12 protein-coding genes and 1 pseudogene are annotated in these 12807 nt (G+C 53.3%); 5 read left to right on the forward strand and 8 right to left on the reverse strand.

The window, feature by feature from the left end; genetic code table 11:
* Positions 1-9 precede the first annotated feature (9 nt).
* On the reverse strand, positions 10-738 hold the full coding sequence (locus HM1_RS13695; RefSeq protein WP_012283989.1) for a DUF4391 domain-containing protein: 729 nt from the start codon (positions 736-738) through the stop codon (positions 10-12).
* 10 nt (positions 739-748) lie between these two features.
* Complete coding sequence (locus HM1_RS13700; RefSeq protein ID WP_012283990.1) at positions 749-3913, reverse strand: helicase-related protein; 3165 nt, start codon at positions 3911-3913, stop codon at positions 749-751.
* A 239-nt stretch (positions 3914-4152) separates the two neighbouring features.
* Between HM1_RS13700 and HM1_RS15405 the strand changes: the two are divergent.
* A pseudogene (locus HM1_RS15405) lies at positions 4153-4808 on the forward strand (hypothetical protein).
* Between the two features lie 477 nt (positions 4809-5285).
* Positions 5286-5651 carry a nucleotidyltransferase domain-containing protein gene (locus tag HM1_RS13710; protein ID WP_012283991.1) on the forward strand — a complete coding sequence of 122 codons (366 nt, stop codon included), beginning with the start codon at positions 5286-5288 and terminating at the stop codon, positions 5649-5651.
* An 86-nt stretch (positions 5652-5737) separates the two neighbouring features.
* Here the strand turns inward: HM1_RS13710 and HM1_RS16310 are convergent, their stop codons facing one another.
* The 5 genes from HM1_RS16310 to HM1_RS13730 all read right to left on the reverse strand — a co-directional run bounded on the left by HM1_RS16310 (position 5738) and on the right by HM1_RS13730 (position 7778).
* The gene (locus tag HM1_RS16310; protein WP_049754190.1) at positions 5738-6082 is read right to left on the reverse strand and encodes a group II intron maturase-specific domain-containing protein; all 345 of its coding nucleotides are present in this window, start codon (positions 6080-6082) and stop codon (positions 5738-5740) included.
* Positions 6015-6293 carry a reverse transcriptase domain-containing protein gene (locus HM1_RS16315; protein ID WP_335324187.1) on the reverse strand — a complete coding sequence of 93 codons (279 nt, stop codon included), beginning with the start codon at positions 6291-6293 and terminating at the stop codon, positions 6015-6017. The genes HM1_RS16310 and HM1_RS16315 overlap by 68 nt, the downstream gene beginning before the upstream one ends.
* A gap of 180 nt (positions 6294-6473) precedes the next feature.
* Positions 6474-6686: a RodZ family helix-turn-helix domain-containing protein gene (locus HM1_RS13720; protein ID WP_012283994.1), complete on the reverse strand. Its 213-nt coding sequence runs from the start codon at positions 6684-6686 to the stop codon at positions 6474-6476.
* A 105-nt stretch (positions 6687-6791) separates the two neighbouring features.
* The gene (locus tag HM1_RS13725; RefSeq protein WP_012283995.1) at positions 6792-7460 is read right to left on the reverse strand and encodes an SdpI family protein; all 669 of its coding nucleotides are present in this window, start codon (positions 7458-7460) and stop codon (positions 6792-6794) included.
* A gap of 45 nt (positions 7461-7505) precedes the next feature.
* Complete coding sequence (locus tag HM1_RS13730) at positions 7506-7778, reverse strand: autorepressor SdpR family transcription factor (RefSeq protein WP_012283996.1); 273 nt, start codon at positions 7776-7778, stop codon at positions 7506-7508.
* Between the two features lie 290 nt (positions 7779-8068).
* On the opposite strand from HM1_RS13730, the gene HM1_RS13735 reads away from it, so the two are divergent.
* Together HM1_RS13735 and HM1_RS15865 are read left to right on the forward strand one after the other, a co-directional pair.
* Positions 8069-9664: an L-lactate permease gene (locus tag HM1_RS13735; RefSeq protein WP_049754263.1), complete on the forward strand. Its 1596-nt coding sequence runs from the start codon at positions 8069-8071 to the stop codon at positions 9662-9664.
* Positions 9665-9822: 158 nt separating this feature from the next.
* Positions 9823-10674, forward strand: coding sequence for a hypothetical protein (locus HM1_RS15865; RefSeq protein WP_049754192.1), 852 nt, complete (start codon positions 9823-9825; stop codon positions 10672-10674).
* 195 nt (positions 10675-10869) lie between these two features.
* Here the strand turns inward: HM1_RS15865 and HM1_RS13750 are convergent, their stop codons facing one another.
* Positions 10870-11439 carry a nitroreductase family protein gene (locus HM1_RS13750; protein ID WP_012284001.1) on the reverse strand — a complete coding sequence of 190 codons (570 nt, stop codon included), beginning with the start codon at positions 11437-11439 and terminating at the stop codon, positions 10870-10872.
* A 175-nt stretch (positions 11440-11614) separates the two neighbouring features.
* On the opposite strand from HM1_RS13750, the gene sfsA reads away from it, so the two are divergent.
* Positions 11615-12784 carry a DNA/RNA nuclease SfsA gene (gene sfsA / locus HM1_RS13755; RefSeq protein WP_012284002.1) on the forward strand — a complete coding sequence of 390 codons (1170 nt, stop codon included), beginning with the start codon at positions 11615-11617 and terminating at the stop codon, positions 12782-12784.
* The last annotated feature ends 23 nt before the right edge of the window (positions 12785-12807 follow it).

The following is a 12807-nucleotide window of genomic DNA, read 5'->3' on the forward strand; positions in this document are numbered from 1 at the left end:
TCTTCCTCCCTAAGTAGTTTCGATTATGTCGTTCAATCGGGCATATAGGCGTTTTAGCTCTCCGTTGATCTGCGCCTGCTCGGCGACGGTCCTGGCGGATTTCAGTTCATTTTTCTTCTGTTGCGTTTCCTTGAGACAACGGTAGAGGTGCAATGTCTTCTCCCGGTTATACCATGCCTTTGAATGCAGGAGCCCCTTCATGCCTGACCACAGGGACAGGTTAGAAATGATAAAGGCCTTGCCCATCATTTCCAGGTAATAGTCCAGTTTGTTGCCCCTGTTGCCGATTTTGTCAAAAAAGATGTGCTCTTCCATCAACCTGCTGACCTCGTCGGCGAAGCGCATCGACGTGGCAGCGGAGCATAGCATATCTTCGAGGACGATCTGGGTCCTGTCTTGTCGATTCAGCCTTTTGTGGGCAAAGCAAAAGAGCTGGTGTTGGCTGTGGTCATAGAACCGGATGACACAGAGGGGTTTGACGAGACGCTGAAAAAGCGTTCCGGTAAAGGGGGCATGCTTCAAGTCACTCAGGCGGACCGTGAAAAAGAGGATCGCCTGGCAGTCATATTCGTCATCGATCAGGGACGGGATCGCTTCTCCGGCGATCTGGTAGGATAGCCGCACCTCTTGTACGTTCTCTTTGAGTCGCTTTTTCTCTGCCGGTGTGACATCGGATGTCAGGAAGGTTTTCAAGGCAAAGGTTTTCTCGATCCGATAGGCGTCGGGAATGGCCAGCATGGCTTCACCTCTATTCGACGACCAGAAAAGAGATCAACTCAAAATCGTCGCTAGTTGTATTGGCAAATTCGTTGTTATAGCCGCCGAAGTCAAAGATGGTTGCCTCTGCCTTTCTCTCTTCATCGCCCTGTATGGCCGCTATGGCTTGATTGAGCAGGTGGGAATAGACGGACATATCTTCGGCATTCTTGGTGCGCTTGTTAAAGGCTTTGAACAAGGCGGGATCAGGCTTGTCTCTGCCAACAGCCATTTTCCGGAAGGCTTTCAAGGCTTCACGGGCATTGTGGTTGCCATAGTAAACCTGGCCGTCTTTGCTGATGTAAATGACATAATAGGGATAGATGGAACTGTCTGTGGCGGGTTTCGCCTTATCCTTCTGGTATCGGAAACAGAAAAGGCAACCCTGCTTTTCGCCATCCACTATGGAATAGACCCCAGGGGGGACGCGATTGATCTCAGGATGGTTCTGGACATATCCCGATAATTCGTACAGGTAATCGTTCATGTTCAAGTCGGTCAGGGATAGGTTGTCATTCAGTTCGTCTATCTCAATCACTTCTTCTTGCAAGCGCTCCAACTGTCTTTTCCGGAAGATGAAGTCGTTCATTTCAGGGGAGAGGAAGTCTTCATCGCCTGTCGATGACAGGTTTACGGCCATCATTTTTCCTTTGACTCTCTGTTCGAGTTGGAGATATTCGTTCAGTTCCAGGTTCGGGAAGAAGTTGATCATGGCGATCTGTTTGTTCTGGCTGCCGATGCGATCGATCCGGCCAAAGCGCTGAATGAGAACGACGGGATTCCATTGGATGTCGTAGTTGATCACGGTGTCACAGTCTTGCAGGTTCTGTCCTTCTGAAATGCAGTCGGTAGCGATGACCACATCGATCTGCTCCTGTTTCGGCAACGTTTGCCCCAGTTTTGACAGGGGAGAAAAGTGGCGCAGGATCGTGTTGAATTCGGAACGGATCTGCTTCATCGTTGTCCGTGGTTCGCCTGAGCCTGTAATGGAAGCTACGTTGATTTGATGCTTGGAGAGTTCTGGGGCGATGTGGCGGTAGAGATAGTTGGCTGTATCGGCAAAGGCCGTGAAGATGAGGATTTTTCGGTTTCCCTGGTTATAGGGCGTATGGATGATTTTATCGACAATGACCTCTTCCAGCTTTTTTAGCTTGGCGTCCCTTTTTTCGTTCAACAGTTGTTGAGCCTTGCTGTACAAGCCTTCTAAGATGTTTTTGTCGTAGTACAGGTCTTCGAGAAAATCGGCCGCGATCAGATGCTCCACTTTGATCTCATATTTGTAGTTCAAGACGACATCTTCTTCGCTGTAGTCTTCGCCTTCCAGTTGCACGTCCCCCGATTGACTGCGGCTGATCGCATCGATGTAATCGTTTATTCTCGCGAGCAGTCTCCGGATCGTCTCGGAAAAGGCAAAGACGGAGCTTTCCAGCCGTTTGAAGAGGTTAAACCGGTGCAGCCGAGCGTTGATCAGTTCGCGGCTTTCATGGTAGAACAAAACCCTGTCGCCGTGAACGGTCTGATATTTTTTTCGGTAATACTCTTTATATTCTGATTTGATGTAGGTCATGGGCGCATAGACAGCCAGTTTTAGAGATTCTAACACTTCATTGGTCTCTTGAAAGGATAACAGGCGATTTTGTGTGTCGATTTCTGGATAATAGGTCTTTGGCGGAAGTTTTTCCGGAAATTTTCCTATGTTTTGATTGCCGTAATAGGCTGTGATGTGCCGGCGGCTGCGGGAGATGGTCAGCATTTCAAGAAGCTTAAAGAAGTCGCCCGGCAGCCGATCGAGGAGGGCGTTCTTCGTCCGCTCATCGTCTTTCATCCAGTCATTGATTTCCTTCTGGGCTTTGCGAAGCAGGTTGGATAGGCTGCTGATGCCGGCTTCCTCAAAGGCATGGTCTTGGTCTGCCGTGATGATGTTGATCTGGTTTTTTAGATCAACCAATGAGTTGTTCACGGGGGTTGCCGATAAGAGCAGCACTTTTGTGCCACGCCCTCGTTTGATGATGTCATTGAGCAGTTTCATGTAGCGGCTCTGGTGTTCGGGGTCCTCGTTACGATTGCGGAAGTTATGGGATTCGTCGATGACAACCAGATCGAAGTTGCTCCAGTTGATCCTAGCCAAGTCGATGCCGCTTTTCGAGTAGCCTTTGGTGCGTGTTAGATCGGTATGACAGAGGATTTTGTAGTTAAAGTTGTCTTTGACAAAAGCGTTATCGACATAAGGGTTTTTGAAGGAGTCCCAGTTGTCATAGAGTTTGGCCGGACACAAGACGAGCACATTGTCTTCCCTGAGTTCAAAATACTTGATCACTGCGAGGGCCTCAAAGGTTTTGCCTAAGCCTACGCTGTCTGCGATAATGCAGCCGTTGTATTTGTTGATCTTTTGAATGGCCGAGACGACGGCGTCTTTTTGGAATTCGTAGAGGCTGTTCCAGATGATCGTCTTCTTGAATCCGCTTTTGTCCTTTTCAAAGCGGTCAATGCCGCTGTCAAGGTACTCTCCAAAGATCTCTTTCAAGGTGAAGTAGTAGAGGAATTCCGGGGAGTAGTCTTTGTATACGTAGTTTAGGCTTTCAAGCAACTGTTCTTTGTAATCTTCCGTATAGGCCGGGTTGTTCCATACGATCTGAAACATTCGTTGGAACTTTTCTATCTCGGTCTTAGACAGGACCATCGAGTTGAAATGAATAGGCGCAACGTCGCCTCGCTTCGTCTTCTTGGCGAGTTCCAGGGAGGATGTGCCGTGGATGGCCACTTCATCATCGATCATGATGATGTTGCCGGTTATCTTGTCCGGTTCTTTGGTCTTGTGGACGTTTACATGCTTTTGGATAAAGGTGTACATCGACTTGGCTTTGGCAAAATGCTGGAGCTTGTTTTTCTGGATGATGTCATAGGCATTAAAGAACAGTTCCCGATCGCGGTGTTGGATTTCAAACTCGCGAGGCACTTCGTTGCTGCCGGGGATGTTTTGGGTATTGCGGATAATCAAGTTGATGGTGTCAACGTTACTCAGATTCTTCGAGAGTTCGCTAAAGACGGATAAGGTGAGTTTGTCGTTGATGATATTTATCTTTCTGCCTTTTTTCGCCTTCAATAATCCATTGATCGTCTCTATCAGTTGGTCGTTGGAAGTGATCACTTCGTTCACCCTGCCAGCCTCCAAGTTTAACAACTGTTATATAACGCGTCGCATCAGGAACCTTTTTTCTATTATAGCAGGTCTTTTATTGATTGGCTCTCATTGGTAATATACTGCAATAGTGTTTAGAATTCCCTGAATCCGTGACAGGATAAGAAGTAAACAGTCGAAATTCAGCGCATTTCCCCGTATAATAGAGATAAACGAGTTTAATCGGAGTGATTTGAACTCACCGACGGGGTGAATGCATAACCATGAAGAAGTTCATTATCGAGCAATCGAATGAGGAGCTTACACCGGTAACTGGATTGGCGCTCGTGGGCGCCTTGTTAAGAAAGACTTCATTGAAATTGCGATTGGATAAGTCCACTGTGCCCACTTGTTTGACACCAGATATAAGCCACGGAACTGTTGCTCTGAGCTACCTGGGCCTTCTCTGTCAGGGAAAGAATGACTTCGATGCGATTGAGCTGGCTCGTGGAGATGACTTTTTTCGATACGCCGATACGCCATGGGCGTCGACATCGTACCCTCCAGTCCCACGTTACGACAACGATTTGAAAAGGTTGTTGAGACGGATTTGAAATGGAACGACATCATTATGGAAGAATCTGCTCGTCTCATCAAAAAAGCAAAAGCTCCCTTGACACCTGTTCGGGTCGGCGCTACGGACTATCTGACGGTAGACGTAGATGTGATCGTTGATCAAATGAGCTTACGCCGTCTGGATTCTCCTCTAAAGAGAAAGGCCCATACGCAGCGCCGCCGGATACTCACGGTACTTCAAAATGTGATCACCATTGCGTCTCGATTGGTGAGACATGCCAGACAAGTGAAGCTCCGGCTCGGGGCGCATAGTCCCTGGTACGCAACGTTTAAGGATCTCTATCTTGCTTTTTCGTAAACGGCAAGGATTTCCTAAAAAATCAAATTCATTCGATGGGATAGACCTTTAGATGTAAAATGTGTCAAAGGTTAGCTTTGTACGCTTCTATGGATCTCGTTTCTTGACGGCACCACCTTCTTTGATAAGGCGACGTGTTCAAATGGCTATCTAATGAAATTGGATTAAATTCTTGTAACACGAATTACTTTTTGTGGAAAATCATTGGGGTACTGCTAAGTCGACTCACGGATTCAGGACGGGGGAAATGCGCTGAATTTCGACTGTTTACTTCTTATCCTGTCACGGATTCAGGTTTCTAGTATGTGGGTTTACTCGCAAAATCCGCCGTTCATCCCCGTGGTTAAAACCAGGGGCTTTCCGGCGGACGATGGTAAAATGAGGTGTAGGCGTGAGATAAAAGTATGTCCTTTATAGCTCGCTTTTGGGATATAATGTTAGCTGTAAGTGGTGGATGAGCACAAGGAAGGTGATTCGATGATGATTTTGGATAGCCAAAAGACGTTGGAAAGCCTTGCGCTATCAGGCAATCAACGCAAAGCCCTTCAAGAATTTAAAGAAAGGTTAGAGAAAACTATTCCATTACGATACCTTGTGCTATTTGGTTCAGTCGCTCGTCAAACTGCTGGGGAGGATTCGGACGTAGATATCCTGGTTGTAGCAGATAAGGAACTGTCTGATTCCGAATGCAGACTTATTTCGGATATCGTCTTTGAAACAAATCTAAAGTACGATACAACGCTGAGCTTCGTCCCAGTGGAAATCAATCAATGGGAACGAAGGAGTCCTTTTATAGCAAATCTGTATAAAGAAGTCAGAAGGGACGGGGTGATAATCGAGTGAGTTTAACGGAACAAGAATCGAGTAGGAGGGGGTGATTAACCCCTGTCCTCTCACACCACCGTACGTACCGTTCGGTATACGGCGGTTCATGCTGGTTGACGATGAGATTGGTATGTTTCGACTAAACTGACTAAGCCCTGTTCCCGCCAGTAGGCGAGGCCAAGGGCTTTATTCATTTGCGGGGTCAAGGACAGACGCCAATATCCTTTTCGTGAGCCGCTGATGTTGCATGCCCATTCCTCCGGAATGCCCAACGCCACTAGGTTTCGTCTTCGTGTCTTCGGGCGCTTCCATTGCTTGAGCAGGCACATCCGCAGTCGTCGGCGAAGCCACTCATCCAGCTCTTTTAGCACGCTTGGCGTATCAATGAGTCGAAAGTAGCCCATCCAGCCTTTCAGGTATTGGTTGAGGGTGTCCAGTCGGTCCTCCATCGCGATGCTTCGACTCCGCCCAGTGATTGACGCGATCAAAGAACTGGGCCAGGTCCATGTCAACCACCCATCGGTAGCCGTCGGCGATGTATTCCTTCGCTTTCTTCACCGCTTGGTGCGCACTCTTTCCCGGACGAAATCCGTAGCTGTTCGTGGAAAAGTCAGGGTCGAAGATCGGCATCAGGATCTGGTTCAGGGCCTGTTGGATCAGTCGAGCGACGACAAAGGTTTGCCGCTGGCTTCCTTCAGATTCCGCCTCGCGACGGACACCCTTGCCTTAAGCTAACGCCTACTGCCACCTTCGGCGTTCGGGACTTCCACCCTAGAGACAACGCCCATGCCGGGCGCACTGAAAAAACGCCCCGGATATGCTCCGGAGCGTTCAAAAAAGTCACAACCACTTCATCTTATCCGTATCATCCCCCCGCAAAATCGGGGTTATCTTCGACTGCAACGGTTCTGGCACATCTTTCAACCGCATGTCCTCGATTTGCAGGATGTCGATCGCATCTAGTTTGAGTCGCTGGGCCAGTTCCTTCGCCGTCAGCCCTTGGTTCTTGCGCAATTCTTTTACGGTTTTATTCTTGATGCCAAAGCCAAACACTTAGACCGCCTCCCCTGCCCTTACTTTCAACAAGGGCAGGCGTAAAACCTGTCTTGCCCGCCGATAACTATCGCTTTACAACGCTGAACCTGGCCCACCTCCGCGCTACCCCACCGTCCGCGTTCCGCTCTTCTGATAGAGCCACCAGGCGTAGACGGTCGGGACAAAGATGATGGCGAGGACGGTCGTCAACAATAGGGCGATCCCGGCGGCTTGCGGCAGTCGCGGCGCAAACAATCCGAGCAGCATGATCGCCAGGCCGCCCAGCACCATCGTGTATCCGCCGACGCGCTGGGTTTTGTCCCAAACGCGCGGGTCGGCCAGCGTCCAGGGGACGCGGAAACCCATGAAGTGATTCTGCTTGACGCGCGGCATCACATTGCCCAGGATGATGAACAGGATGCCGACGGCGACGGGGACGATTCTTCCCACGTTGACGGCCCAACCGAGGCCGTTGGCGATGACGGTCATCTGGAGAAAGAACATAAAGGCTATCACACTTGTCATCACAGTGTCATGGGACGATGAAAACCTTCCGTAGTTCGCTTTCAGTGGGTCGAGTCGGCGTAACACTTGCGAAAGCACCAGGACCAGCAATGTGATGGCCGGACCGACAGCGACAAGTTCCAGCTTGCTGCCGTAGCGGTCCGCTTCACCGGCATAATTCCAGTGCACCGGCGCTTGTTCCGGCAGTTGTGGATAGGCCCATAGGGAGACCAGAACGGTGGCAAGCCAAAGGGTGACATTAAGCCAGAAAGAAACTCCTTTTTTCATGGCTTCTCTCTCCTTTTTGTATTTTGCTTTTTTGAGTTCATGTGCTTACTTGGGCGGCTCGCCCCGCTCGGTCATCGTCAGGATCCAGGCCATCACATCCTGAAAGACGGTGGTGTTCAAGCTGTAGTAGATCTGCTGCCCTCGCCGCTCATCGGTAACGAGTCCGGCCCCCTTGAGCACCTGTAGATGATGGGACACGCTCGGTTTGGAGATGTTGAACGGCGCCGCCAGCTCTCCGGCGTTTTTCTCCCCCTCGCGGAGCAAGTGGAGAATGGCTCGCCGTGTCGGGTCGGCCAAAGCCGAAAAGACTTGGTTCATCGGCAGCCACTCCTTTTGATATTATTTAGATGATTGTCTAATTATCTAAATTGTAGGCTCTATTTGCTCTCCTGTCAAGGAAAAAGGGGTGAGAATCGACCCAATCAGCCCCATCTTCATAGGATGGATTCAAATCAAAAAATCATTGAAACCAGGAAGACGATGGTGACGACCGGCAACCGGTGGCGCACGGCCGTGATTATTTCGGGAAAGATCGATGTTCATACCACCGTCGCCCGTGAGGGGTTAAACCCCTTCCCCCATTGTGGTATAATCGAACTCAAAAAAATATGTCCAAGTATGGGAGGACGGTAGTTTTGGCACTTTCTCTTTCTCTGACCCTGCTTCCGATCGCAGTCATTGTCCTGTTGATGACCTGGCGGCGGATGGCGGCTGACCTCAGCGGCATGGTAGGATGGTTGCTCACTTTGTTGATCGCCTGTGTCTTCTTCGCCACCAGTTGGGAGGCTGGATTGCGCGCCAGCCTCGCCGGCGTCGTCTCCTCTTTTCCTGTTTCCCTGATGGTGCTCACCTCGATCCTGCAGATCACCTTTATGGAACGGACGGGCGCATTAAAGCGCATCGTCGTCTTCGTCAAGACCTTAGCCCCCCAGGACAAGGCTGTGCAGATCATGCTTCTCAACGTGGGCGCCGGCACGCTCCTCGTCTCCATCGGCGCCACGCCCGTTTCGATCCTGCCGCCGATCCTGGTGGCCCTCGGCTATTCGACCTTCGTCGCCGTGGCATTGCCGGCCATCGGCTTTGACGCCCTCTGCACCTATGCGCTGCTCGGCGCGCCGCTGGTCGTCTTTGCCGACCTGACGGGCACATCACTCGTCCAGTCGGCCCAGGTCTTTTCCAAGTTTCTGCCCGTCATTTCGACGCTGATCGGTTTCGGCATGCTCTGGATCGTCGGGCGCTGGGAACTCGTCCGCAAGGGCTTCCTGCCCTGCCTGATCGCCGGAGTGACCAACGGCGGTACGGCCGTCGCTATCAGTTACATACCCTTTTTCGCCTCCGGTGTCGTGCTGACCGGCGTGATCGCCGGCTTCTTCACCATCTTGTCCATGCTCCTCTACCTCAAGGTGACGGGACGGCCGATCATCGACCGTTCCAACCTGACCGAGGCGGACCGGGCCGTGGAAGCACAGATGTCTCTGCCGGTCGCGCTGTCGCCTTGGCTGATCCTCTGTGCCATTTTGCTCTTGACGAACTTCTTCCCGCCCCTCTTCAAACTGCTCTTTGCCGACTGGGCCATGCCGGTCTCGATCATCCCCGGACAGGTGATCAAGACGCGCATGCTCTGGAACGCCTACACCTGGGTACTCGTCAGCACGGCCTTGTCCATGATCTGGCTCAAACCGAACCGGGGGACCCTGTCGGAGACGGTATCGAAGTGGCTCCAGCGGGCGCCGCGACCAACCTTGGCCGCCGCCGTCTTCTTCGCCATCGCCTTTGTGATGAACAATTCGGGCATGCAGAATGTGGAGGGCGCCTGGAAGATCGCCGACCCGGCCACCAATATGATCTCCATCCTCGCGAAAGCGTCTGCTTCGGCCTTCGGCAGTCTCTATCCCTTCATCAGCGGCTACCTGGGGCTCTTCGGCGGCTTTGTCAGCGGCAGCGAGGCCTCGACGATCGCCATGTTCACCAAGTACCACCTGCTCACGTCCAAACTCCTCAATGTGGATCCCCTGATCGTCATCGCCGGGACTGCCATCGGCGGCGGTCTGGCCAGCGTCATCTCGCCAGCGAAGCTGCAAAACGCCGCCGCTACGATTGATGCCCTCGGCATCGAGAGCGAAGTGATCAAGACGGCCTTCGTGCTATCGGCGCTGCTGACGTTTGTCACGGCGATTATGGCGCAGTTGCTGGCCTTTGCTTGAGGTTAGCCCATAAAAAAGGAATAACCTAAGAAGCCCGCTGTAACAATGCACAGCGGGCTTCTTTTTAGGAAAATTTCACCGTTTCCTATCCCCATTCATATGTTATGGCAGACCGGAGTCTTTCCCGTAAAAGACAACTCGATGGGAAGACTCCGCGATTGATCGGTAAGGATGGTGTCGCCTCGATGTATCATGATGATGACGAACTCTTGGGGGCTTCACAGCAACCCGGCCAGCCGCCGGGGCAGCAGCCCCGCAGACCCCAGCCCGGACCGGGAGCTTTCCCAGGACCGGGAGCTTTCCCAGGACCAGGACCCTTCCCCGGACCGGGAGTTTTCCCAGGACCGGGAGCTTTCCCAGGACCGGGTCCTTTCCCCGGACCGGGACCCTTCCCCGGACCGGGTCCTTTCCCCGGAGCGGGTCCTTTCCCCGGACCGGGTCCCTTCCCCGGACCGGGACCTTTCCCCGGACCGGGACCTTTCCCCGGACCGGGTCCTTTCCCTGGTCCCGGCCCCTTTCCGGGACCGAGACCTACGCCGGGAGAGCCCGAAGAGTTCGGCGAGTTTCGCCAGCGCAATCTTGTTCCCTTTTACCGTTACTTCAACCCGTCCATCACCGACCATTTCTACACGACCAACTTTAACGAGCTCGGCTTCGGTCGCAGCGGTTACCGCTTCGAAGGGATCGCCTGCCTCGTCTTCGCGAGACAGCGTCCCGGCACAACGCCCCTTTACCGGTACTGGAACCCCACCATCGGGGACCACTTCTACACCACCAACTTCAATGAGCTGGGCTCCGGCGCCCAGGGGTACCAATTCGAAGGAATCGCCTGTTACGTCTTCCCGACCCAGCGTCCCCGAACTGCTCCCTTGTACCGCTACTGGAACCCCACCGCCGGCGATCATTTCTATACGACCAATTTCAACGAATTGGGCCGGGGCAGAGGCGGCTATATCTTCGAAGGCGTCCAGTGCTATGTCTATCCCACATTCCCCTTCTTCGGGCGGTGATCTGCCCAAGCGCGAATCCAACAGGGCATCACAAAAAGGCTTTGAAACATCAACCGTGAAGCAGAGATATCACAGGTAAAAGCGGACGTCGCCCAAGCGAGACATCACCCGCTACAATTCAAAAAAACCGTAAACGCCGAAAGGCCGGTCCCGTAAAAAAAATCGGGCGCCGGCCTTTTTATATCGGTGTTTCTCTTATTCCAGGATAAGTTCTCTCAGCGGACGCTTCGGCACATGGTGGGTGCCATCCTCATCACGCCAGTACCTCACATCGCCGTCCGCCCCGATCTGCTCGATGACGACCGTCTCTTTCGGCTTGCCAAGGGCGATGACGAGGAGAATCTCGTAACGTTCGGGTATCTGCAAGGCCTCTGCAAGTTCCTGACGCTTGATGGAGGCGATGATGCATCCCCCTAGACCTTTTTCCACAGCACCAAGCAGGATGCTCTGGCTGGCGATGCCGTGGTCGACGAAGTAGTTTTGGCTGATCTCCCGATCGCCAAGGATGATGATATAAGCGGAGGGTCTTTCGCCGGCGACAGGTCCCGGCCACTCCTTCAGGTAGCCTGCCCAAGCCAAGGTCGGAAAGATCCGTTCGTTCTTCTCCCGGTCACAGGAGAGGATGTACTTAAGCGGTTGCCGGTTTGCCCCCGAGGCAGACAGACGGGCCAATTCGATCAGTTCCGTCAGCGTCTCCCGGCTGACGACATGGCTCTCATGAAAGCGCCGAAAGCTGCGATTGCGTGCGACGAGTTGGTAGAGCACAGAACAACCCCCTTGTTGCTGTCATCACAATACAGCATACCATGAAGCAGGCGATTACGCATGCCCTATTTCACGCCGACAGAGCGGCCTTCGAAAAATAGCCTTCCTCCCATGTGTCGAAAAGGATAGAATAGTAGCATCGCCGCCGCTGCGGCGGGATTGGAGGAAATGCACCTTGTCCGGCCTTTTCTTCGGTGAAGTGAAAACAGCCGCCTTTCTCCGCCGGCCCAACCGTTTTATCGTAGAATGCGACTTAGATGGAGAAACCGTCCGGGCCTATCTGCCCAATCCGGGGCGACTCTGGGAGTTGTTTTTTCCCGGTGTGAACCTCTATCTGTCCGCCGCCGCCAAAGGCCGGCGAACCGCCTATACCGTCGTCGCTGTCGAGCGCGATGGACTGCCGGTGATGCTGCACACCCACAAGACGAACGAGGTGATCCACCAGCTGCTTGCCGAAGGGCGCATACCTGGCCTGGAGGATGCCGCTGTCATCCGGCCGGAAGTGAAAGTGGGCCGTCATCGCTTTGATTTTCTCCTGGAACGCCAGGGCAAGCCCTTCTATCTGGAGGTGAAATCGTGCACCCTCTTTGAAGGCGCCATGGCCATGTTCCCGGATGCCGTCACCGACCGAGGGCGGCGGCACCTGGAAGAACTGGCTGCCCTCTCGCGCCAAGAGGGCGTGGCCTGCGGCGTGCTCATCGCCGTGCAATGGCCCCGGGCGCGCTGGTTTCTGCCCGACTATCACACCGACTATGCCTTCGCCCAAACCTTCCTGGCAGTCCGAAAGGATTTGTGGCTCCAGGCTCTTGCCTTGTCCTGGCACGACGACCTGAGCCTTGGCGACGCCGTTGCCCCGGTGGCCATCCCCTGGGATTTTCTCGAAAAAGAACTTCAAGACGGGGGCTGTTACCTCCTCGTCCTGGCAGTGACCGCAGAGTTGGGGCTGACCATAGGCAGCCTAGGAGAGCGATTGTTCCGCCCCGGCTATTATGTATATACGGGCAGCGCCCGGAAAAACCTAAGCCGGCGCATCGAGCGCCACTGCCGCAAGCGCAAGAACTTCCACTGGCACATCGACTACCTGCGCCATGCGGCGGCGAGCTGCACCGCCCTGGCCGTGCGGACGACGGAAGACCTGGAACATGAGCTGGCCCAGGCGCTCCGTCCCATCGCCGAGGGGGAGACGCCCCGTTTCGGCTGCTCTGATTGCGCCTGTTCCAGCCACCTGTTTTATTTTGCCGAAAACCCGCTGCACCACCGGCCCTTCATCGACATGCTGCAGCGTTTCCGGATGGGACGCATCGAAGCGCAGTTACTCTCCCCCACCGAGGCTTGTTCCACATAGCATTCGAGGAAACCAAGCCGATT

Source organism: Heliomicrobium modesticaldum Ice1 (assembly GCF_000019165.1).
GTDB lineage: Bacteria > Bacillota > Desulfitobacteriia > Heliobacteriales > Heliobacteriaceae > Heliomicrobium > Heliomicrobium modesticaldum.

What these genes read in the sequence shown, in the direction of transcription:
- HM1_RS13695 (WP_012283989.1), bottom strand. Translation starts at nt 738, where the DNA reads ATGCTGGCCATTCCCGACGCCTATCGGATCGAGAAAACCTTTGCCTTG.
- HM1_RS13710 (WP_012283991.1), top strand. Translation starts at nt 5,286, where the DNA reads ATGATGATTTTGGATAGCCAAAAGACGTTGGAAAGCCTTGCGCTATCA.
- HM1_RS16310 (WP_049754190.1), bottom strand. Translation starts at nt 6,082, where the DNA reads ATGGAGGACCGACTGGACACCCTCAACCAATACCTGAAAGGCTGGATG.
- HM1_RS13725 (WP_012283995.1), bottom strand. Translation starts at nt 7,460, where the DNA reads ATGAAAAAAGGAGTTTCTTTCTGGCTTAATGTCACCCTTTGGCTTGCC.
- HM1_RS13735 (WP_049754263.1), top strand. Translation starts at nt 8,069, where the DNA reads ATGTCCAAGTATGGGAGGACGGTAGTTTTGGCACTTTCTCTTTCTCTG.
- HM1_RS13730 (WP_012283996.1), bottom strand. Translation starts at nt 7,778, where the DNA reads ATGAACCAAGTCTTTTCGGCTTTGGCCGACCCGACACGGCGAGCCATT.